The following is a 21,728-nucleotide window of genomic DNA, read 5'->3' on the forward strand; positions in this document are numbered from 1 at the left end:
ACCGTTCATTCGTCGGCGCTCCACGCCGTTTCACGCGCGATGCCCCCTGCGGGCGTCGCGCTTTTTTTTGCGCGCGGCGATCGTTCGGGCGGCGCCCATCGCGCGTGCAAACGGGCGCGAAGCGGCCCCGGACAGGCGTTGGCGGCGATCGGAGGATAATACGGGCCTGACGCGTCCGGGCGGACGGTCGGAAAGACAGGCAAAAAAAAGCGCCACGGAGACCGTGGCGCTAAAAAAGTTCTAGCCATTCCGAGGGCCGTGCTAGAACCTGAGAGACTGCGCGAAACATCGTTGCCGGTTAAACTCTTGAAACGATGTTTCGAAAACGTGAGACATTCTTTCCGTTTCCGCCCGACAAGTCAAGCGGTATTTGCACCGGTTCATGCACTTTCCGGCAACGCTCATTTGAGCGTTTTCCTAATAAACCAAGGGTGAACCCGTAAAATCTCATCGCATGACCGGTTCACCCGCGGAACATGCATCCTTTGGCAATAGTCCTACAATACCAACAAAATTGAAATCGAGTTTCGGAATTAGAGAGAATCCCTCGTGTCGACCACTGTAACCTCTCCCGCGTTGCGGGACCGTGAATCGTCGCCCGACGAAATCACCGCCCTGGCCCGCGGCCTCGCCGTGCTGCGCCGTATCGCGGCTGCCGACGCGCCCGTCAGCAACCGCGAACTCACCGAATTGACCGGCATCCCGAAGCCGACCGTCTCGCGCATCACCGCGACGCTCGTCAGCGCCGGTTTCCTGTTCCAGTTGCCCGACAGCGAGCGCTTCGTGCTCACCGCGTCGGTGCTCGAACTGAGCCACGGCTTCCTGCGCAACTTCGACATCCGCGCGCGTTCGCGGCCGTTCATGATCGAGCTGGCCGAACGCACGTCGCTGTCCGTGCATCTCGCGGTGCGCGACCGGCTCGACATGGTGGCGATCGACGTGGTCCGTCCGCGCTCGGCCGTGCTCGTCACGCGCCTCGAGATCGGCTCGCGGATGGACATCGCACGCACGGCCGTGGGTCGCGCCTATCTTGCCGCCCTCGAGGACGACGAGCGCCGCCTGCTGCTCGAGTCGCTGCGCACCACCGCCGGCGACGACTGGCCGCACGTGTCGGCCCGGCTGACGCCCGCGCTCGACGAGGCGATGCGCGACGGCCACGCGATCGCGATCGGCGAATGGCGCGAGGGGCTGAATGCGGTCGCGGCCGGGTTCGTCGGCCCGTCCGGCCAGCGCTATTCGGTGAATTGCGGCGGCGCGTCGCACCAGTGCCCGCCCGAATGGCTGAAGGAACACGTGGTGCCCGCGCTGCAGGAGTGCATCGCGAAAATCACCCACGAAATCGGCGGCGCGCCGGCCCGGCGCATCGGCGTGTAATCGTTTCGTCATCGCCGTGTCGCGTTCTGTAACGACCGTAACCCGTTGAAAGATAGGCCGCTGGACTGTAACGGGGACGGCACGTAGGATCATGCCCATCGTCGCGCCGCATTCGCGGTGCGCACCGCTCTTTTCCCGCGGATCGGCGGGGCCCCGGACCGAGCCGGGCCGCCCCGTCCCGTCACCCGCACGCCCACGCGCAGCCCGGCAGTCCGATTGTCGTGCCCGCCGCGCCGTCTTCCTGACAGAACACGATGGATAACGAACAAAAGCCCACGCCCCCTTCGAAAGACCCTGCGCCCGCCGCTGCACGGCGCCCGCGCCGCACGCTGCTGATCGGCACCGTCGCAGTCGTCGTGATCGGCGGCCTGTTGTGGTGGCACCCGTGGAACCGCACGCCGGCGGCAGGCAGCACCGCGAAAAGCGCGGGCGCCAGCGCCGCCGCGGGCAGCCATCGCGGCCGCGGCGGCCCCGCTGCAATGGCGAACGTGCCGCAGCCGGTGCAGGTCGCCACCGTGACGCAGGGCGAAATGCCGATCGTGCTGTCCGCGCTCGGCACCGTCACGCCGCTCGCGAACGTGACGGTCAAGACGCAGTTGTCGGGCTACCTGCAGTCGGTGTCGTTCCAGGAAGGCCAGATCGTCAGGAAGGGCGACGTGCTCGCGCAGATCGACCCGCGCCCGTACCAGGTCGCGCTCGAGAACGCCGAAGGCACGTACGCGCGCGACTCGGCGCTGCTCGCGACCGCCCGCCTCGACCTGAAGCGCTACCAGACGCTGCTGTCGCAGGACTCGATCGCGTCGCAAACCGTCGACACGCAGGCGTCGCTCGTCAAGCAGTACGAAGGCGCGGTGAAGACCGACCAGGCCGCGATCGATTCCGCGAAACTCAATCTCACGTATGCGCGCATCACGGCGCCGGTCTCGGGCCGCGTCGGCCTGCGCCAGGTCGACCCCGGCAACTACGTGACGCCCGGCGACACCAACGGCATCGTCGTGATCACGCAGTTGCAGCCGATGAGCGTGATCTTCACGACGTCGGAAGACAACCTGCCGCAGATCCTCAAGCAGGTGAACGCGGGCCAGAAGCTGTCGGTCACCGCCTACAACCGCAACAACACGGTGCCGCTCGAGACCGGCTCGCTCGCGACGCTCGACAACCAGATCGACACGAGCACCGGCACGGTCAAGCTGCGCGCGAACTTCGATAACAAGGAAGGCATGCTGTTCCCGAATCAGTTCGTGAACACGCGGCTGCTCGTCGACGTGCTGCGCGACGCGACGATCGTGCCGACCTCCGCCGTGCTGACGGGCTCGATCGGCCAGTTCGTCTACGTCGTGAAACCGGACAACACCGTGACGGTGCGCAAGGTCGCCGTCGGCCCGGTCGACGGCGAACGCACGAGCATCGTCAGCGGCGTGACGCCCGGCGAGCGCGTGGTGACCGACGGCTCGGACCGTCTGCGCGAAGGCTCGAAGATCTCGATTCCGGCCGACAAGCCGAAAGGCGCGTCGGGCGCGCGCGGCGCCGGCGCGGCGTCGGGTGCCTCGGCTGCGTCGGGTGCCGGCGGTCATCGCGGCGGACACCGACACGGCGCGTCGCAGGCAGCGGCCCCCGCGGCCCAGTAACGCGCGGGCCGCTCGATGAATCCATCCCGCCTCTTCATTCTCCGGCCGGTCGGCACCGCCCTCCTGATGGCGGCGATCATGCTGGCCGGTCTCGTCGCGCTGCGCTTCCTGCCGCTCGCCGCGCTGCCCGAAGTCGATTACCCGACGATCCAGGTTCAGACCTTCTATCCGGGCGCGAGCCCGGAAGTGATGACGTCGTCGGTCACCGCGCCGCTCGAACGCCAGTTCGGGCAGATGCCGTCGCTGAACCAGATGTCGTCGCAAAGCTCGGCCGGCGCGTCGGTGATCACGCTGCAGTTCTCGCTCGACCTGCCGCTCGACATCGCCGAACAGGAAGTGCAGGCCGCGATCAACGCGGCCGGCAACCTGCTGCCGTCCGACCTCCCTGCCCCGCCGATCTACGCGAAGGTGAATCCGGCCGATGCGCCGGTGCTGACGCTCGCCGTCAAGTCGAAGACGCTGCCGCTCACGCAGGTGCAGGACCTGGCCGACACGCGCCTCGCGATGAAGATCTCGCAGATCGCCGGCGTCGGCCTCGTCAGCCTGTCCGGCGGCAACCGCCCGGCCGTGCGGATCCAGGCGAACCCGACCGCGCTCGCGCAGTACGGGATGAACCTCGACGACCTGCGCACGACGATCTCGAACCTGAACGTCAACACGCCGAAGGGCAACTTCGACGGCCCGACGCGCGCGTACACGATCAACGCGAACGATCAGTTGACGAGCGCCGACCAGTACAACAGCGCGGTCGTCGCGTACAAGAACGGCCGCCCGGTGATGCTGACCGACGTCGCGAGGGTCGTCGCCGGCTCGGAGAACACCAAGCTCGGCGCGTGGGTGAATGCGGACCCCGCGATCATCCTGAACGTGCAGCGCCAGCCGGGCGCGAACGTGATCGCAACCGTCGACGCGATCAAGGCGCAACTGCCGAAGCTGCAGGAAACGCTGCCGGCCGCGCTCGACGTCGAGATCGTCACCGACCGCACGACGATGATCCGCGCGGCCGTGCGCGACGTGCAGTTCGAGCTGCTGCTCGCGGTCGCGCTGGTCGTGCTGGTGATGTACCTGTTCCTCGCGAACGTCTACGCGACGATCATCCCGAGCCTGTCGGTGCCGCTGTCGCTGATCGGCACGCTCGCGGTGATGTACATGGCCGGCTTCTCGCTGAACAACCTGTCGCTGATGGCGCTCACCATCGCGACCGGCTTCGTCGTCGACGACGCGATCGTGATGATCGAGAACATCGCGCGCTACGTCGAGGAAGGCGAATCGGGGCTCGAGGCCGCGCTGAAGGGCTCGCGGCAGATCGGCTTCACGATCATCTCGCTGACGGTCTCGCTGATCGCGGTGCTGATCCCGCTGCTGTTCATGGGCGACGTGGTCGGGCGCCTCTTCCACGAATTCGCGATCACGCTCGCGGTGACGATCGTGATCTCGGCCGTCGCGTCGCTCACGCTCGTGCCGATGATGTGCGCGAAGCTGTTGCGCCACTCGCCGCCGCCGGAGAGCCACCGCTTCGAGGCACGTGTGCACCGGGCGATCGACTGGGTGATCGCGCGCTACGCGGTCGCGCTCGAATGGGTGCTGAACCGCCAGCGCTCGACGCTCGTCGTCGCGCTGCTGACGCTCGGGCTGACCGCCCTGCTCTACGTGTTCGTGCCGAAGGGCTTCTTCCCCGCGCAGGACACCGGCGTGATCCAGGCGATCACGCAGGCGCCGCAGTCGATCTCGTACGGCGCGATGGCCGAACGCCAGCAGGCGCTCGCGACCGAGATCCTGAAGGACCCGAACGTCGACAGCCTCACGTCGTTCATCGGCGTCGACGGCAGCAACATCACGCTGAACAGCGGCCGGATGCTGATCAACCTGAAGGCACGCGACGAACGCAGCGAAACCGCCGCGCAGATCATCCGCGACCTGCAGCGGCGCGTCGCGAACATCACCGGCATTTCGCTCTTCATGCAGCCGGTGCAGGACCTGACGATCGACTCGACGGTCAGCCCGACGCAGTACCAGTTCATGCTGACGAGCCCGAACTCGGAAGAATTCGCGACCTGGGTGCCGAAACTCGTCGCGCGGCTGCAGCAGGAGCCGTCGCTCGCCGACGTCGCGACCGACCTGCAGAGCAACGGCCAGTCGGTGTACATCGAGATCGACCGCGCGAGCGCCGCGCGCTTCGGCATCACGCCGGCGACCGTCGACAACGCGCTGTACGACGCGTTCGGCCAGCGCATCGTGTCGACGATCTTCACGCAGTCGAACCAGTACCGCGTGATTCTCGAATCGGAGCCGAAGGAGCAGCACTACGCGCAGTCGCTGAACGACATCTACCTGCCGTCGGCCGGCGGCGGCCAGGTGCCGCTGTCGTCGATCGCGTCGTTCCACGAGCGGCCGTCGCCGCTGCTGGTCGCGCACCTGTCGCAGTTTCCGTCGACGACGATCTCGTTCAACCTCGCAGCGGGCGCGTCGCTCGGCGAAGCCGTCAAGGCGATCGAGGCCGCCGAGAAGGACATCGCCCTGCCCGGCTCGTTCCAGACGCGCTTCCAGGGCGCGGCGCTCGCATTCCAGGCGTCGCTGTCGAACCAGCTGTTCCTGATCCTCGCGGCGGTCGTCACGATGTACATCGTGCTCGGCGTGCTGTACGAGAGCTACATCCACCCGATCACGATCCTGTCGACGCTGCCGTCGGCCGGCGTCGGCGCGCTGCTCGCGCTGATGATCACCGGGCACGACCTCGACATCATCGGGATCATCGGCATCGTGCTGCTGATCGGCATCGTGAAGAAGAACGCGATCATGATGATCGACTTCGCGCTCGAGGCCGAACGCGTCGAGGGCAAGCCGCCGCGCGAGGCGATCTACCAGGCGTGCCTGCTGCGCTTCCGGCCGATCCTGATGACGACGCTCGCCGCGCTGCTCGGCGCGGTGCCGCTGATCGTCGGCTCCGGCGCGGGCTCCGAGCTGCGCCAGCCGCTCGGGATCGCGATCGCCGGCGGCCTGATCGTGTCGCAGGTGCTCACGCTGTTCACGACGCCCGTGATCTACCTCGGCTTCGACTCGCTCGCGCGCCGCGTGCGCGGCTGGTTCGAACGCCATGGCCCCGACGCCGGCACGCGCACGGATGCGTAAGCCATGAACCTGTCGCGCCCCTTCATCACCCGCCCCGTCGCGACGACGCTGCTCGCGCTCGGCGTCGCGCTCGCGGGCCTGTTCGCGTTCATCAAGCTGCCGGTGTCGCCGCTGCCGCAGGTCGACTTCCCGACGATCTCGGTGCAGGCGTCGCTGCCGGGCGCGAGCCCGGAAACGGTCGCGACCAGCGTGACGAGCCCGCTCGAGCGGCACCTCGGCTCGATCGCGGACGTCTCCGAAATGACGTCGACGAGCACCGTCGGCAATGCGCGGATCATCCTGCAGTTCGGCCTGAACCGCGACATCGACGGCGCCGCGCGCGACGTGCAGGCCGCGATCAACGCGGCGCGCGCCGACCTGCCGGCCGCGCTCAAGAGCAACCCGACGTACCGCAAGGTCAACCCGGCCGACTCGCCGATCATGGTCGTGTCGCTGACGTCGGAAACGGCGTCGCCGGCGAAGGTGTACGACGCCGCGTCGACGGTGCTGCAGCAGTCGCTGTCGCAGATCGACGGAATCGGCCAGGTCACCGTGAGCGGCTCCGCGAACCCGGCCGTGCGCGTCGAGCTCGAACCGCAGTCGCTGTTTCACTACGGGATCGGCCTCGAGGACGTGCGCGCGGCGCTCGCCTCCGCGAACGCCAACGCGCCGAAGGGCGCGATCGAGTTCGGCCCGCAGCGCTTCCAGCTGTATACGAACGACCAGGCGTCCCAGGCGTCGCAATACCGCGACCTCGTCGTCGCGTACCGCAACGGCTCGGCCGTGCGGCTGTCCGACCTGTCCGAGGTCGTCGATTCGGTCGAGGACCTGCGCAACCTCGGTTTGTCGAACGGCAAGCGCGCGGTGCTGGTGATCCTCTACCGCTCGCCCGGCGCGAACATCATCGAGACGATCGACCGCGTGCGCGCCGCGCTGCCGCAGCTCACCGCGTCGCTGCCGGCCGACATCACGGTCACGCCGGTGCTCGACCGCTCGACCACCATCCGCGCGTCGTTGCGGGACACCGAGCACACGCTGCTGATCGCGGTCAGCCTCGTCGTGATGGTCGTGTTCCTGTTCCTGCGCAACTGGCGCGCGACGCTGATCCCGAGCGTCGCGGTGCCGATCTCGATCGTCGGCACGTTCGGCGCGATGTACCTGCTCGGCTTCTCGATCGACAACCTGTCGCTGATGGCGCTGATCGTCGCGACCGGCTTCGTCGTCGACGATGCGATCGTCGTGCTCGAGAACATCTCGCGGCACATCGAGAACGGCAAGTCGCGAATGCAGGCCGCATTCGACGGCGCGCGCGAAGTCGGCTTCACGGTGCTGTCGATGAGTATCTCGCTCGTCGCGGTGTTCCTGCCGATCCTGCTGATGGGCGGGATCGTCGGGCGCCTGTTCCGCGAGTTCGCGCTGACGCTGTCGCTCGCGATCGCCGTGTCGCTCGCGGTGTCGCTCACGCTCACGCCGATGATGTGCGCGCGCCTGCTGCCCGAACGGCACGACCCGCAAAGCGAGGGCCGCTTCGGGCGCTTCCTCGAACGCGGTTTCGCGCGGATGCAGCGCGGCTACGAGCGCTCGCTGTCGTGGGCGCTGCGCCGGCCGCTGTTGATCCTGCTGACGCTGTTCGCGACGGTCGGGCTGAACGTCTACCTGTACGTCGTCGTGCCGAAGGGCTTCTTTCCGCAGCAGGACACCGGGCTGATGATCGGCGGCATCCAGGCCGACCAGTCGACGTCGTTCCAGGCGATGAAGCTGAAGTTCTCCGAGATGATGCGGATCGTGCAGGGCAACCCGAACGTGAAGAGCGTCGCGGGCTTCACCGGCGGCACGCAGACCAACTCGGGCTTCATGTTCGTCACGCTGAAGGACCGCACCGAGCGCAAGCTGTCGGCCGACCAGGTGATCCAGCAGCTGCGCCCGCGGCTGGCGGACGTGGCGGGCGCGCGCACGTTCCTGCAGGCGGCGCAGGACATCCGCGTCGGCGGCCGGCAGAGCAACGCGCAATACCAGTTCACGCTGCTCGGCGATTCGAGCGCCGACCTGTACAAGTGGGGGCCGATCCTGACCGAGGCGCTGCAGAAGCGCCCCGAGCTGACCGACGTGAACTCCGACCAGCAGCAAGGCGGCCTCGAGGCAATGGTGACGATCGACCGCGCGACGGCCGCGCGGTTCGGCATCAAGCCTGCGCAGATCGACAACACGCTGTACGACGCGTTCGGCCAGCGCCAGGTCTCGACGATCTACAACCCGCTGAACCAGTACCACGTCGTGATGGAAGTCGCGCCAAAGTACTGGCAAAGCCCGGAGATGCTGAACCAGGTGTGGATCAGCACGTCGGGCGGCAGCGCGAACGGCTCGCAGACCACCAACGCGGCCGCCGGCACCTTCGTCGCGACCTCCGCCGGCACGTCGAGCGCCGGCACGGCCGCGCAAAGCGCCGCGGCGATCGCGTCCGATTCCGCGCGCAACCAGGCGCTCAACGCGATCGCGGCCAGCGGCAAGTCGAGCGCGTCGTCGGGCGCGTCGGTGTCGACGTCGAAGTCGACGATGATCCCGCTGTCGGCGATCGCGACGTTCGGGCCGAGCACGACGCCGCTGTCGGTCAACCACCAGGGGCTGTTCGTCGCGACGACGATCTCGTTCAACCTGCCGCCCGGCGTATCGCTGTCGCAAGCGACGCAGGTGATCTACCAGACGATGGCGCAGGTCGGGGTGCCGCCGACGATCGTCGGCAGCTTCCAGGGCACCGCGCAGGCGTTCCAGCAGTCGATGAACGACCAGCCGATCCTGATCCTCGCCGCGCTGCTGGCCGTCTACATCGTGCTCGGGATCCTGTACGAGAGCTACATCCACCCGATCACGATCCTGTCGACGCTGCCGTCGGCCGGCGTCGGCGCGCTGCTCGCGCTGCTGCTGTTCAAGACCGAGTTCAGCATCATCGCGCTGATCGGCGTGATCCTGCTGATCGGCATCGTGAAGAAGAACGCGATCATGATGGTCGACTTCGCGATCGACCAGACGCGCCACAACGGGAAGTCGTCGTTCGACGCGATCCACGAGGCCTGCCTGCTGCGCTTCCGGCCGATCATGATGACGACGATGGCGGCGCTGCTCGGCGCGCTGCCGCTCGCGTTCGGCAGCGGCGACGGCGCCGAGCTGCGCGCACCGCTCGGGATCGCGATCGCCGGCGGCCTGATCATGTCGCAGGTGCTGACGCTCTATACGACGCCGGTCGTCTACCTGTACATGGACCGGTTCCGCGTGTGGGCCGAGAAGCGCCGCAACCGCCGCGGCAATACCGGCGGGCCGGCGGTCGCCGGGGAGTGACGCAAGCGGCCGCCCTTCGGGCGGCCATCTCTAGCGCTCGTTGCCGGGCTCGTTTGCCGGGCTTGATTGCCGGCCGCGATCGGCTATCGTGGTGTCCATGCCCACCGCCATCCCCTTCCCGGGAACCGCCATGAACGTCCAGCTCAATCACACGATCGTCTGGTGCCGCGACAAGCATGCGTCGAGCCGCTTCCTCACCGAACTGCTGGAATTGCCGCCGCCGACGCCGTTCGGCGCGATGCTGGTCGTCGCGCTCGACAACGGCGTGTCGCTCGATTTTTACGAACAGGCGGGGGAGATCCGGTCGCAGCATTACGCGTTCCTGATCGACGAAGCCGGCTTCGATCGCGTGCTCGCGCGCATTCGCGAACGCGGATTGCCGCACTGGGCCGATCCGGCGAAGCGGCAAGCCGGCGACATCTACCGCCACAACGGCGGGCGCGGCGTGTACTTCGACGATCCGGACGGTCATTTCCTCGAAGTGATGACGCAGCCGTATGTGCTGAACCGCTAGCACGGCGGGCCGGCGTCGCGCCGGCCCGGATCGGGCGGCGCGGGTGTCGTCCGGTGGCGGACGGCACGCGGCCGATCGTCTGGCTGCGGCCGGCTACGCTTACTCGGCGGCAGCCGTCGTCTTGCGCGGACGACGCGCACGCGGCGCCGCCTTGCGGGCCGGTTTCTTCGGCTTGGCGGCGGCCGGTGCGTCGGCAGCCGCTTCGACAGGCGCTTCAGCAACCGCTTCCACCGGCGCCGCGTCGTGCGACGGTTGCGCGGCCTCGCCCCGCGCGCCGGAAGCGCGAGACGCCGGCTCGGCGGGCGTCGCCGCCGCATGCCGCTCGTCGGGCCCGGCGTCGCGCTGCGGTTCGTCCGCGTGTTGGCCAGGCGCGTGCACGTCGCCATGCGCATCCGGCTGGCCGGCCGCGTGGCGACCGGCGCCCTTCGCGGCCGCGCCCTTCTTCGCGCCGGCCTTCTTCGCCGCGCTCTTGCGCGCGCGCTTGCGGCCCTCCTTCGCGTCGCCGTGCGTGTCGGCCACGTCAGCCACGTCGGCCGTGTCGGCCGGCGCCGCGTCGGCGAGCTCGGCAAGCGCCGCGTCGTCCGCGTCGACCTGCTCGCTTTCGTGGACCGCCGCTTCCGCGCGCTGCCCGCGACGGCGCGCTTCGCGGCCGGCCGGTGCCGGCTCCGCCGCGCGCGTGCCAGGGTGGGCGCCGTGGTGCGCCGCGCCGTTCTCGCCACCCGCCGCGACGGGCTCGGCCGCAGCCGGCTGGCGGGCCCGCGACACGAACGCGCCCGATTTGTCGTCGCGCCCCACTTCGAGCAGGCCGCGCGCCTGCGCCTCGTCGAGCAGGTTGCCGAACGCACGGAACCCGTAGTACGACTCGTTGAAATCCGGCTTGCGGCGCTTGATCGCGCTCTTGAGTACCGACGCCCAGATCTTGCCGACGTCGTCGCGCTCCGACGCGAGCGCGTCGAACGTCTCGACCGCCAGCGCGATCGCCTCGGCCTTGCGCGCGTCCATGTCGTGCTTGCGCGACGGCTCGTCGGGCCGCTTCGCGCCGCCGTTGCCCGCGCGCTGCTGCTGTTCGCGCTTCGCGAGCGCCCGCTGCTGCTCGCGCACGAGGTCGTCGTAGAAGATGAATTCGTCGCAGTTCGCGACCAGCAGATCCGACGTCGATTTCTTCACGCCGACGCCGATCACCTTCTTCGCGTTCTCGCGCAGCTTCGACACGAGCGGCGAAAAATCCGAATCGCCGCTGATGATCACGAACGTATCGACGTGCGACTTCGTGTAGCAGAGGTCGAGCGCATCGACGACGAGCCGGATGTCGGCCGAATTCTTGCCCGACTGGCGCACGTGCGGAATCTCGATCAGCTCGAAGCTCGCTTCGTGCATCGACGCCTTGAAGCCCTTGTAGCGATCCCAGTCGCAATAGGCCTTCTTCACGACGATACTGCCTTTGAGCAGCAGGCGCTCCAGCACGGGCTTGATGTCGAATTTCTCGTACTTCGCGTCGCGCACGCCGAGCGCGACGTTCTCGAAGTCGCAAAACACGGCCATGCTGACGTTGTCCAGGGGTAATGCCATGTGTACTCCAACCGGTGGGCCGACGCGTGACTCACACGTAGCGGCGAAAAATGCATCGCGCACATGATAGCCGGTCGGCGCGTCATTCCCGCATCCGTGTGAACGAATGAGCGCTGGTATGCCCGACGCCGGTACGCCCGCACCGGTACGCCCCTTATTACGCGCCCGCCGCCGGGGCAATTCGACATTACACTTGAGTTATCGGTCGTCCGTCCCCATCTGGACGGATGACGCATCGAGCAAGGAGCGGTTTCATGACGACGAAGGTACTGCTGATTGGCGCGACCGGACGGACGGGCCAGGCCTGCGCGGATCTGCTGCTCAAGCAGCCGGAGTTCGAGGTCACGGCGCTCGTGCGCCGGCACGGCTATGCGCTGCCGGGCGCACGGGTCGTCGAGGCCGATCTGAGAAACGATTTCTCGCACGCGTTCCAGGGCATCACGCACGTGATCTACGCGGCCGGCTCGGCGGAATCGGAGGGCGCGACCGAAGAGGAGCAGATCGACCGCGACGCGGTCGCCCGCGCGGCCGACCATGCGCTCGCCTACAACGCGCAGAAACTCGTGGTGGTCAGCTCGCTGTCCGCGTACCGGCCCGAGCAGGGGCCCGACGCGCTGCGCCACTATTCGCAGATGAAGCGCGAAGGCGACGACCGCGTGATCGCGTCCGGCGTCGACTACGTGATCCTGCGCCCCGGCCCGCTCACGGACGATCCGGGCGTCGGCAAGATCGCGCTGACCGACACGTGGCTCGATCCCGCGCCGCCCGTCTCGCGCCAGGACGTTGCATGGGCCGCGATCGAGGCGATCAAGCTCGGCATCTCGCGCAAGATCGTCGGCTTCGTCGGCGGCAGCGTACCGATCGAACAGGCGTTGCGCGCGTAGCGGCCCGTCGCGCGCCGCCGGCAGGCGGCGCATGCCCGTGCCCGCGGCCCGCACGACGGGCCGTTTTCACGTGCGGGGCAGCCGCTTACTGCTTCGGATGCGTGTCGGCCCACGCCTTCACGGCGGCCAGCGTGTTCTCGACGTGCTTGTCGGGCGACAGGCTCGTGTATTCGTAGAGAATCTTCCCTTCCGGCGAAATCACGTACGACACGCGGTTCGCCCGGTCGAGCGCCGGCAGCTTCGCGTCGTATTCGCGGATGATCTTCGCGTCCGGGTCGGCGGCCACCGGGAACTTGCTGCGGCACTCGCTCACCGAGAACTTCGTCAGCGTGTCGATGTTGTCGGCCGACACGCCGATCACCGTCGCGCCGTAAGCCTTGTAACGGTCGACCGCGTCCGCGAACGCATGCGCCTCGATCGTGCAGCCCTTCGTGAACGCCGCCGGATAGAAATACAGCACGACCGGCCCCTGCTTCAGCGCGTCCGCGAGCGAGTACGTGTAAGTCTTGCCGCCCAGCGACGCCTGCGTCGTGAAGTCGGGCGCCGCGGCGCCCGGCTTCAGTTCCGCCTGCGCCAGCAGCGCATGGCCGGCCACCAGCGCCGCCATGGCGCCCAGCAACAGTTTTCGCTTCATCTGCGTCCTCATTTCTTATAAAGTCAGCCTCGATGTAGGCCGTGCGGGCGTTCGCCTATCGAACACCCGCGTCGATGATCCGGACCGCGGCAGCGCCGCCCGCGGCCGGCCCGTTAAAGATTCCGCACAGTCTGCCGTTATTCCTTCCGGACAACCGGTTCCAGCCCTTCACGTCAGCGAGAAACATGGAAGCCAACAGGAAACAGACGTCACGCAAGGGCTCCTGGCGCAGCGCCTTGCATACGCTGCGCCGCTTCGCTCGGTCGGGCGGCGCGCTGATGCCGGCGCGCGCCGTCGCGCCGCGCCGCGACGACTCCGTGCGCAACTGGCTGGAACAGACGGTCGGCACGGTGGATTTCCTCGCCCATGTCGACCGCGAGCTGCGCTTTCTGTATGTGTCCGACGCCAGCCTGCGCTTCATCGGCTACCACCGCGACTACCTGCATACGCTGACGCTGCGCGACCTGATCGCCGAACAGGATACCCCGGCGCTCGAAGGCCTGCTCGCCCGCGCCGCCCGTTCCGGCCAGGTCGAGAAGGCGACGATGTGCATCGTCAAGTCGCTCACCTACCCGCTGGACGTCGAGGTGCGCGCGTTCAAGAGCCGCCACCACGGCGTCGACGGCTTCGCGATCGCGGCGTTCGACGTGTCGTCGTGGCGCGCGCTCGAGGCACGCCTCACGTACGAAATGCACCACGACCCGATGACGGGGCTCGACAACCTGTCCGCGCTCGTGCCGGCGCTGATGCGCGCGCAGCAGGCCGCCGACGAGGACGGCACCTGCGCGGCGCTGCTGCTGCTCGATCTCGACGACTATCAGCGGATCAACCGCGCGCTCGGCTACGACGCGGGCGACATGCTGCTGCGCGAGACCGCGCAGCGGCTGAAGGCGCTCGTCACGCCGAACGAGCGGCTCGCGCGCGTCGCGAGCGACAAGTTCGCGGTCGTGCTGGGCGCGCCGGACCGCACGCAGGCGAGCCATGCCGCCGATGCGCTCGCGCGCCGGCTGCAGGCCGCGGTGCGCGAACCCTACGTCTACCAGGGGCAGACCGTGCACCTGTCCGCGAGCATCGGCATCGCGCTCTACCCCGACGAACGTGCCGCGCCGCATCGGGCGCAGCATCACAGCCCGCTGCTGCGCCGCGCCGACCACGCGCTCGCGCAGGCGAAGGCATCGGGCGGCAACGCGCTCGCGTTCCACGCGCCCGTCGACGATCCGGCCGACGCCGAACGGCTCAAGCTCGAAGCCGACCTGTACGACGGCGTGCGCAACGGGGAGTTTTCGCTGCACTTCCAGCCGATCACGCACAGCCAGTCGGGCGCGGTGGTCGGCGTCGAGGCGCTGATCCGCTGGCGCCATCCGGTGCACGGCCTCGTGCCGCCGGCCACCTTCATCCCGCTCGCCGAATCGATCGGCCTGATCAACTACCTCGGCAACTGGGTGCTCAAGGCCGCGTGCATGCAGCTCGTCGCGTGGGACGGCCAGGGGCTCGCGCTGCAATACGTGGCGGTCAACGTGTCGCCGCAGCAGTTCCGCGACCCGCGCTTCACGCAGAGCGTGCGCGAGGCGATCGCGCTGACCGGCATCGACCCGCGCCGCATCGTGCTCGAAATCACCGAAAGCCTGCTGATGCACGATCCCGCGCACGCGAAAGTACTGCTCGAGGAGCTGACCGATCTCGGCATCCGCTTCGCGATCGACGATTTCGGCACCGGCTATTCGAGCCTTGCCTATCTGCAGCGCTTCCCGCTCGCGAAGCTGAAGATCGACCGCAGTTTCGTCGAGAACCTGCTCACGTCGCGCAACGATCGCGCGATCGTGTCGGCGGTGGTCGGCCTCGCGCAAACACTGGATCTCGAGCTCGTCGCCGAAGGCGTCGAGACCGAGGCGCAGCGCAAGCTGCTGACGGAGATGGGCTGCAATCACATCCAGGGCTGGCTCGTCTGCCAGGCGCTGCCGTCCGAGGAGCTCGCGCGGCGCTTCGAGGCGCAGCAGCTGCACCTGCACGCCGCCGCCTGACGCGCGCGGCGAACCGAACCGATCCGTATGTCAACCACCGAATACCTGCCCCGCACCGCGCTGCTCGACAAGCTGTGGGCCCGGATGAACGAACGGGGCGATTTCCCGCTGCTGTCGGAATCGCTGCGCGCGACGATGGCCGCGATGAAGAACGACGATCTCGACTTCACCGCGCTCGTGCGCGTCGTGCTGTCGGACTTCGCGCTCACGCAGAAAGTGCTGCGGCTCGCGAACTCCGCGATGTACATGGCGTTCGGCGGCAACATCACCACCGTGACCCGCGCGCTGATGGTGCTCGGCATGGACGCCGTCGGCCATCTCGTGGTCGGGTTGAAACTCGTCGACCATTTCCATCAGAGCACGCCGCGGCGCATCGACGCGAAGCTCGAGCTGAACCGCGCGCTGCTGTCCGGCTGCGTCGCGCGCAAGCTCACCGAGCACGCCGAACTGCGCGGGGGCGAGGAAGCCGTCGTCTGCACGCTGATGCGCCAGGTCGGCAAGCTGCTGGTGGTCTGCTATCTCGACAGCGAATGGGACCGTATCCGCCGCCGCGCGGCCGAGCTGAACGGCGACGATGCGGCCGCCTGCATCGACGTGCTCGGCGTCGGCTTCGACGAGATCGGCCTCGAGGCGGCCGCGCGCTGGCGGCTGCCCGACGTGATCCGGGCGGGGATGGCCGACGGCGACCGCTTGAGCCGTGACGACCCGTTCGACGACGAAGACGGCGACGCCTGCCGCATGGGCCCGGCCGCCGACGACGGCCCGACCGACCGCATCCGCTGGTTGCGCGCGGTGAGCCGTTGCTCCACCGACGTCGCCGGCGCGCTCGTCATGCCTGCCAGCCCGCAGCGCGACGCACGCATCGCGGCGCTCGCGCAGCATTGCGGCGCCGAGCTCGACATGGAATCCGAGGCGCTCGTCGAGATCGCCGAGTGCCTCGCGCGCGAGGAAGCGAGCGACACCGTGATGCGCGAGATCGTCGAGCTGCGCGCGAATGCCGATGCGATCGCGCGCGCGCAGGCCGAACCGGAGGCCTGCCTCGAAGCCGGGCTTGCGGACCTGCGCGCGCTGCCGTCCGAGCACGTGCTGACGCCGGTGCTCGCGCTCGCGTCGGAAAGCCTGCTGGCCGGGCTCGCGTTCACGCGCACCGTGATGTTCGTGCGCCACGACGACGGCACGTTCGCCGCGCGCCTCGGTTTCGGCCCCGACGTCGATACGGTGCTCGACCGGCTGCGCTTCGACGAACGCTTCGAGCCGGACGTGTTTCATCTCGCGATCTCGAACTCGGTCGGCATCTTCATCGAACAGGCGCAGGAGCCGAAGATGATGAAGCGCCTGCCCGCGTGGTATCTCGACGCGTTCGACGACACGCGCGCGTTCGTGCTGCTGCCCGTGCGCGTCGGCGCGACGACCGTTGCGCTGCTGTACGGCGACTGGGCCGGCGCGCAACCCGCGCGCAAGATCTCGCAGCAGGAGATGGCGGTGCTCAACGAACTCGCGCGCGAGCTGGGGCGGTTCTTTCCCGCGCCGCCCGGCTGACGGCCGGCCCGCCCGGTCGTTTTCGCTCGCCCAAAAGCAAACCGGCCGCATCGGCGGCCGGTTCTTTTACAGCATGCTCGCGTACGAAACGCTTACTTGAGCGTCACGGGCACGCTGAAATACTTCTTCGCGAGGGTGTCGATCGTGCCGTCGGCCTTCAGTTCCTTCAGCGCCTGATCGAGCGCGGTCTTCAGCGCCGCGTCGTTCTTGCGCAGGCCGAAGCCGACGCCCGAACCGAGGATCTCGGCGTCGCTGACCGTGCCGCCCGCGAACGCGAAGCCCTGGCCTTGCGGCTTCGACAGGAAGCCCTTCGAGCCGGCCTCCGAATCCTGGAACGTCGCGTCGAGACGGCCCGACTTCAGGTCGGCGTATGCCAGGTCCTGCGTCTGGTACGGCACGACGTCGACGCCGGCCGGCGCCCACTTCTTCTTCGCATACGCTTCCTGGATCGTGCCCTGCAGTACGCCCACGCGCTTGCCCTTCAGCGATTGCGGGGTCGGCAGCAGGCCGCTGCCCTGCTTCGCGATCAGCTGGTTCGGAATCGTGTAGATCGGATCGGTGAACGCGATCGCGTGCTTGCGCTGGTCCGTGATCGTCATGTCCGAGTTGATCGCGTCGAACTTGCGCGCCTGCAGCGCCGGGATCAGGCCGTCGAAGTCGTTCTCGACCCACACGCACTTCGTCTTCAGCTTCGCGCACACCGCGTTGCCGATGTCGATGTCGAAGCCGGTCAGCTTGCCGTCGGGCGTCTTGTATTCGAACGGTGCGTACGAGGCCTCGACGCCGAACCGGATCTCCTTCAGATCTGCGGCAAACGCGCTGCCTGCCGCCACCGCCGATGCCGCCACCACCGCCTGCGCGGCCACTTTACGCCAATCCAACTTCATCAGGTGTTCTCCTCGATACTCGAATGTTCCGGAACTACGGGCGCATGCATCATTGCAGGGTCGGATGACACCGACAATCCCGATGCCGCGCCGTGATGCAGCGCAACAGCCGCAAGGCCGCGATTGTACCAATCCGCGCGGCCCGGTATGGCAAAGCGGCGGCCGACACGCGATGGTGCGCCGCGGGCACCGGGCACCGCCGCGCTGCTCGTCGAACTTGCAAGACGATGTCGCAAATATGCAAGCGCGAACCACACGCCGTCGGCGCGGCGGGCGGGCGTAATCTCAAAAATGAACGGGCTGCGGGACGGCGCGCGGGCCGCGAGTCGCCGCGGCCCGCCCCATAGCGATCAGACGAGTGCGGCGAGCGTCTCGCGCGTCGTGTCGACAACGAGCAAGCCCGCGCGCAAACCCGGTTTCACGGTCGGATTCGGAAACACGATGCGCTCCTCGTCGTGCTTCACCGTGTAGCGGTAGTCGCCGTCCTGCGCGAGCACCGTGCCGCGCGCGAATGCGGTGAAGTTCGCGACGTCGGCCGCGACGAACAGTTCTAGCGCGTCGCTCTGCTTCGTGATCTGGTCGATCACCGTGAATACGCGCGGCAGCGACGGATGGCCGCCGCTGGCATCGACGTCCGCCGGCGGATGGCCGCCCCGCCCACCCGACGCGAGCTTGCGCACCGCACGATCGGCCGGCGCGAAGCGCGCCAGGTCGTTCTGGCCGAACGGCCGCACCTTGCCGAGTTCCAGCGTGCACGCGAGCGCGCCGCACTGCTCGGCCGTGAAATGCGAATACGTATTGCCCTTCGCGGTATGCAGGAGCACGGCCGCGATGCGTGCGTCGCCGAGCCACTCGATCATCGCGCGCGTGGGCGGCGTGCCCGTGTGCGGCAGCAGCGCGAACTGCTCGAACACCGACGCGCGAATCGCCGTGTGCATGTCGATGTGCCAGCGTGCGCTGCCCGCCGGCGCCGCCGCGAAGAATGCGGATGCCGCCGCTTCGAGCTGCGCGGCGCGCGGCGCTTCGCGGCTCGCGGGCACCTGCGCGTGACGGCCGCTGAACAGGCGGTTCAGGTCGTCATCCAGATAGCGCTCGCCCGCGCGCATCGCCGGCACGTTACCGAGCACGACGAGCAGCCGGCACGCGAGCGGCAACGCACCCGACGCGAGATCGCGCACGAGCATCGACAGCAGCTCGATCGGCGCCGTCTCGTCACCGTGCACGCCGGCCGACACGAGCACGCTCGCGCGCGCCGCGGCGTCAGCGGCCGCCGGTTCGAACGCGAGCAGCCCGTCGCCGAGCCATTGCCAGCGCACCGCGCCGCCCACACACGCGCCGTCCTGTTCGGCCGGCGCGCCACCGGCCAGCGTGAACGCGAGGAAGTCGTCGAGCAACGCGTTCGCCGGCATCCGTGCCTCAGCGCTGGAAGTCATACAGCGAGCCGACGCGCAGGATCTGCGTGAGCTCGTCGAGCGCCGTGCGCGACTCGTCGAGCAGCGCCGGATCGGCGAGGTCTTCCGGTGCGAGGCGATCGCGATAGTGCTTGTCGATCCACGCGTCGAGCGACGCGAACAGCGTGTCGTTAATCCACACGTTCGACGTGACGGCCGCGCGCTCGGCATCGGTCAGCACGACGCGCAGGCGCAGGCACGCGGGGCCGCCGCCGTTCTTCATGCTTTCGCGCAGGTCGAACACGAGCACGTCGAGAATCGGGCCGTTGCCGGCCGCCAGTCGGTCGAGATAGGCGGCGACCCGCTCGTTCTCGCGGCATTCCTGCGGCACGACGAGCACCTGCGAGCCGTCCGCGCGCGACAGCAGCTGGCTGTTGAACAGGTACGACGTCACCGCATCGTTCACGCTCACGGCCGCGTCCGGCACCTCGATCACGTTCAGGCGCGCACCGCGTACGTCGAGCGCGGCGGTCAGCGTATCGTAGATCGCCTGCTTGTTGACGAATGCGCGCTCGTGCGTGAACAGCGTGTCGCGGTTGCCGACCGAGATCACGTCGTTGTGGAACACGCCCGCGTCGATCACGTCCGGATCTTGCTGCGCGTAGACCGTCGCTTCCTCGGCGAGCCCGTGGCGATGCGCGACCGCGCGGCTCGCCTCGAAGGTCTGACGCGCGGGGAAGCGCTTCGGCTCGGGCCCGCGACGATATTCGGCACGGCCGTACACGAAGAATTCGACGCCCGGCTTGCCGTACTCGGCGCAAAAGCGCGTGTGGTTCGCCGCGCCTTCGTCGCCGAGCGCCGGCGTGCCCGTCAACGCTTCGTGCACCGCGAAGTGCGCGGGGTCCGCGAACAGCGTCGACAGCGTGCGGCGCGTCGCTTCGTGCTCGATCGCGCGATGCAGCTTGCTGCACAGATTCGCCGGCGTGAAGTGCACACGGCCGTCGCTCGTGTCGGCCGACGGGCTGACGGTGGCTGCATTCGCGGTCCACATCGCCGACGCCGAGCTCGCCGCGGCGAGCAGTTCGGGCGCCTGCTTCGCGGCCTTCGCGATCACGTCCGCGTCCTTGCCCGAGAAGCCGAGTTCGCGCAGCAGGCGCAGCGACGGCCGCTCCTGCGGCGGCAGCACGCCTTGCGCGAAGCCGAGATCCGCGAGCTGCTTCATCTTGCGCAGCCCCTGCTTCGCGGCCGCCTTCGGGTTCGCGGCCGACTTCTCGTTGTTCAGCGACGCCACGTTGCCGAACGACAGCCCGGCGTAGTTGTGGGTCGGGCCGACGAGTCCGTCGAAATTGGCTTCTTGTGCGTTCATCGTCGTTCCCTCGATCAGAAATGCAGGCCCGGCGACAGGCTCGCGGGCAAGGTCAGTTGCGTGCTTTCCACCGACGCCATCGGATACGCGCAGTAGTCCGCCGCGTAGTACGCGCTCGGCCGATGGTTGCCCGAGCGGCCCGTGCCGCCGAACGGCGCGGCGGACGACGCGCCGTTGGTCGGCCGGTTCCAGTTGACGATCCCGGCGCGGATCGTGCGGCGGAAGTGCTCCCACGCGTTCGCGTCGTCGGCCAGCAGGCCGGCGGACAGGCCGAACGCCGTGTCGTTCGCGCGCTCGATCGCGTCGTCGAGCGTCGCGTAGCGGACGATCTGCGCGAGCGGGCCGAAATGCTCTTCGTCGGGCAGGTTCGCGACGCCCGTCACGTCGACGATCGCCGCGTTCACGAAGCCGAGGCGCGGATCGCGCTGCGTCATCGCGATGATCGGCTTCGCGCCCTGCTCGACCAGGCGCGACTGTGCGTCGACCAGCTTCGCGGCCGCGCGCGCCGAAATCACCGCGCCCATGAACGGCTGCGGATCGGCGTCGAACACGTCGGCCGTGATCTTCGACGTGACCTCGGCGAAGCGCGCGAGGAAGCGGTCGCCGAACGCGCCCTGCGGCACGAAGATGCGGCGTGCGCACGTGCAGCGCTGGCCGGCCGACAGGAACGCCGACTGGATCGTGTGATGCACGGCCGCGTCGATGTCCTCGACTTCGCCGATCACGAGCGGATTGTTGCCGCCCATCTCGAGCGCGAGCACGATTTCCGGACGGCCGCCGAACTGCTTGTGCAGCAGCGTGCCCGTATCGGAGCTGCCGGTGAAGAACAGCCCGTCGATCTGCCGATGGTTCGCGAGCGCGATGCCGGTGTCCTTCTCGCCCTGCACGAGGTTCAGCACGCCGGCCGGCAGCCCGGCTTCGCGCCACACCTCGACCGTCGCCCGCGCGACGCCCGGCGCGAGCTCCGATGGCTTGAACACGACCGTGTTGCCGGCGATCAGCGCCGGCACGATATGACCGTTCGGCAAATGGCCGGGGAAGTTGTACGGGCCGAACACCGCGACGACGCCGTGCGGGCGATGGCGCAGCACCGCGACGCCGTCGGCCATGTCCTGACGCTTCTCGCCGGTGCGCTCCTGGTACGCCTGGATCGAGATGCCGACCTTCGCGGCCATCGCCGCGACCTCGGTGCGCGCTTCCCACAGCGGCTTGCCCGTTTCGCGGCCGATCGCGGTCGCGATCGCTTCCTTGCGCTCGGTGAGCAACGCGGCAAAGCGCTTGACGATTTCGCAGCGCGCTTCGAAGTCGAGCGCCGACCAGCCGGCGAACGCGCGGCGCGCGCTCGCGACCGCACGGTCGACGTCGGCCGCCGACGCGCTTTCGCCCTGCCAGGCGACAGCGTCGGTGCCGGGGTTGCGCGAAGCGAAGACGGGGCCCGAGCCTGCGACCCAGGCGCCGTCGATGAAGAGTTCCGTCATGA

Annotated in this window: 14 protein-coding genes; 8 read left to right on the forward strand and 6 right to left on the reverse strand. The window is 68.4% G+C overall.

The window, feature by feature from the left end; all coding sequences use genetic code 11:
* Window positions 1-549 precede the first annotated feature (549 nt).
* The 5 genes from HWX62_RS09040 (at window position 550) to HWX62_RS09060 (ending at window position 9,957) form a co-directional block, all read left to right on the forward strand.
* Window positions 550-1,374: an IclR family transcriptional regulator gene (locus HWX62_RS09040; RefSeq protein WP_175929567.1), complete on the forward strand. Its 825-nt coding sequence runs from the start codon at window positions 550-552 to the stop codon at window positions 1,372-1,374.
* A gap of 254 nt (window positions 1,375-1,628) precedes the next feature.
* Window positions 1,629-3,002 (forward strand): MdtA/MuxA family multidrug efflux RND transporter periplasmic adaptor subunit, encoded by a 1,374-nt coding sequence (locus HWX62_RS09045; RefSeq protein WP_175929568.1) that lies wholly within the window; start codon window positions 1,629-1,631, stop codon window positions 3,000-3,002.
* Between the two features lie 15 nt (window positions 3,003-3,017).
* Window positions 3,018-6,131, forward strand: coding sequence for an MdtB/MuxB family multidrug efflux RND transporter permease subunit (locus HWX62_RS09050; protein WP_175929569.1), 3,114 nt, complete (start codon window positions 3,018-3,020; stop codon window positions 6,129-6,131).
* A 3-nt stretch (window positions 6,132-6,134) separates the two neighbouring features.
* Window positions 6,135-9,443 (forward strand): efflux RND transporter permease subunit, encoded by a 3,309-nt coding sequence (locus tag HWX62_RS09055; RefSeq protein ID WP_175929570.1) that lies wholly within the window; start codon window positions 6,135-6,137, stop codon window positions 9,441-9,443.
* Window positions 9,444-9,573: 130 nt separating this feature from the next.
* Window positions 9,574-9,957 carry a VOC family protein gene (locus HWX62_RS09060; protein ID WP_175929571.1) on the forward strand — a complete coding sequence of 128 codons (384 nt, stop codon included), beginning with the start codon at window positions 9,574-9,576 and terminating at the stop codon, window positions 9,955-9,957.
* Window positions 9,958-10,056: 99 nt separating this feature from the next.
* Here the strand turns inward: HWX62_RS09060 and HWX62_RS09065 are convergent, their stop codons facing one another.
* On the reverse strand, window positions 10,057-11,526 hold the full coding sequence (locus tag HWX62_RS09065) for an NYN domain-containing protein (protein ID WP_175929572.1): 1,470 nt from the start codon (window positions 11,524-11,526) through the stop codon (window positions 10,057-10,059).
* A gap of 254 nt (window positions 11,527-11,780) precedes the next feature.
* On the opposite strand from HWX62_RS09065, the gene HWX62_RS09070 reads away from it, so the two are divergent.
* On the forward strand, window positions 11,781-12,410 hold the full coding sequence (locus HWX62_RS09070) for an SDR family oxidoreductase (RefSeq protein ID WP_175929573.1): 630 nt from the start codon (window positions 11,781-11,783) through the stop codon (window positions 12,408-12,410).
* 85 nt (window positions 12,411-12,495) lie between these two features.
* On the opposite strand, the gene HWX62_RS09075 is transcribed toward HWX62_RS09070, so the two are convergent.
* A complete protein-coding gene (locus tag HWX62_RS09075; RefSeq protein WP_175929574.1) occupies window positions 12,496-13,044 on the reverse strand; it encodes a peroxiredoxin in 549 nt (182 codons plus the stop codon).
* A gap of 278 nt (window positions 13,045-13,322) precedes the next feature.
* On the opposite strand from HWX62_RS09075, the gene cdpA reads away from it, so the two are divergent.
* A complete protein-coding gene (gene cdpA, locus HWX62_RS09080; protein ID WP_208456123.1) occupies window positions 13,323-15,065 on the forward strand; it encodes a sensor domain-containing phosphodiesterase in 1,743 nt (580 codons plus the stop codon).
* A 27-nt stretch (window positions 15,066-15,092) separates the two neighbouring features.
* Window positions 15,093-16,604, forward strand: a complete 1,512-nt coding sequence (locus HWX62_RS09085) for an HDOD domain-containing protein (RefSeq protein WP_175929576.1) — start codon at window positions 15,093-15,095, stop codon at window positions 16,602-16,604.
* 92 nt (window positions 16,605-16,696) lie between these two features.
* On the opposite strand, the gene HWX62_RS09090 is transcribed toward HWX62_RS09085, so the two are convergent.
* From HWX62_RS09090 to astD, 4 genes are all read right to left on the reverse strand, one after another.
* Window positions 16,697-17,491 carry an ABC transporter substrate-binding protein gene (locus HWX62_RS09090; protein ID WP_175929577.1) on the reverse strand — a complete coding sequence of 265 codons (795 nt, stop codon included), beginning with the start codon at window positions 17,489-17,491 and terminating at the stop codon, window positions 16,697-16,699.
* Window positions 17,492-17,841: 350 nt separating this feature from the next.
* Window positions 17,842-18,900: a succinylglutamate desuccinylase gene (astE, locus tag HWX62_RS09095; RefSeq protein ID WP_175929740.1), complete on the reverse strand. Its 1,059-nt coding sequence runs from the start codon at window positions 18,898-18,900 to the stop codon at window positions 17,842-17,844.
* A gap of 7 nt (window positions 18,901-18,907) precedes the next feature.
* Window positions 18,908-20,248, reverse strand: coding sequence for an N-succinylarginine dihydrolase (gene astB / locus HWX62_RS09100; RefSeq protein ID WP_175929578.1), 1,341 nt, complete (start codon window positions 20,246-20,248; stop codon window positions 18,908-18,910).
* 14 nt (window positions 20,249-20,262) lie between these two features.
* Entirely contained in the window at window positions 20,263-21,726 is a 1,464-nt protein-coding gene (astD, locus tag HWX62_RS09105; RefSeq protein ID WP_175929579.1) for a succinylglutamate-semialdehyde dehydrogenase, read from the reverse strand.
* Window positions 21,727-21,728 lie beyond the last annotated feature (2 nt).

The sequence above is a fragment of the Burkholderia sp. BCC0506 genome (genome assembly GCF_902833145.1).
In the GTDB taxonomy this organism is placed as follows: Bacteria; Pseudomonadota; Gammaproteobacteria; order Burkholderiales; family Burkholderiaceae; genus Burkholderia.

What these genes read in the sequence shown, in the direction of transcription:
- HWX62_RS09055 (WP_175929570.1), top strand. Translation starts at nt 6,135, where the DNA reads ATGAACCTGTCGCGCCCCTTCATCACCCGCCCCGTCGCGACGACGCTG.
- cdpA (WP_208456123.1), top strand. Translation starts at nt 13,323, where the DNA reads ATGCCGGCGCGCGCCGTCGCGCCGCGCCGCGACGACTCCGTGCGCAAC.
- astD (WP_175929579.1), bottom strand. Translation starts at nt 21,726, where the DNA reads ATGACGGAACTCTTCATCGACGGCGCCTGGGTCGCAGGCTCGGGCCCC.
- HWX62_RS09075 (WP_175929574.1), bottom strand. Translation starts at nt 13,044, where the DNA reads ATGAAGCGAAAACTGTTGCTGGGCGCCATGGCGGCGCTGGTGGCCGGC.
- HWX62_RS09070 (WP_175929573.1), top strand. Translation starts at nt 11,781, where the DNA reads ATGACGACGAAGGTACTGCTGATTGGCGCGACCGGACGGACGGGCCAG.
- HWX62_RS09065 (WP_175929572.1), bottom strand. Translation starts at nt 11,526, where the DNA reads ATGGCATTACCCCTGGACAACGTCAGCATGGCCGTGTTTTGCGACTTC.
- HWX62_RS09060 (WP_175929571.1), top strand. Translation starts at nt 9,574, where the DNA reads ATGAACGTCCAGCTCAATCACACGATCGTCTGGTGCCGCGACAAGCAT.
- HWX62_RS09045 (WP_175929568.1), top strand. Translation starts at nt 1,629, where the DNA reads ATGGATAACGAACAAAAGCCCACGCCCCCTTCGAAAGACCCTGCGCCC.
- HWX62_RS09050 (WP_175929569.1), top strand. Translation starts at nt 3,018, where the DNA reads ATGAATCCATCCCGCCTCTTCATTCTCCGGCCGGTCGGCACCGCCCTC.
- astB (WP_175929578.1), bottom strand. Translation starts at nt 20,248, where the DNA reads ATGAACGCACAAGAAGCCAATTTCGACGGACTCGTCGGCCCGACCCAC.
- astE (WP_175929740.1), bottom strand. Translation starts at nt 18,900, where the DNA reads ATGCCGGCGAACGCGTTGCTCGACGACTTCCTCGCGTTCACGCTGGCC.
- HWX62_RS09085 (WP_175929576.1), top strand. Translation starts at nt 15,093, where the DNA reads ATGTCAACCACCGAATACCTGCCCCGCACCGCGCTGCTCGACAAGCTG.
- HWX62_RS09090 (WP_175929577.1), bottom strand. Translation starts at nt 17,491, where the DNA reads ATGAAGTTGGATTGGCGTAAAGTGGCCGCGCAGGCGGTGGTGGCGGCA.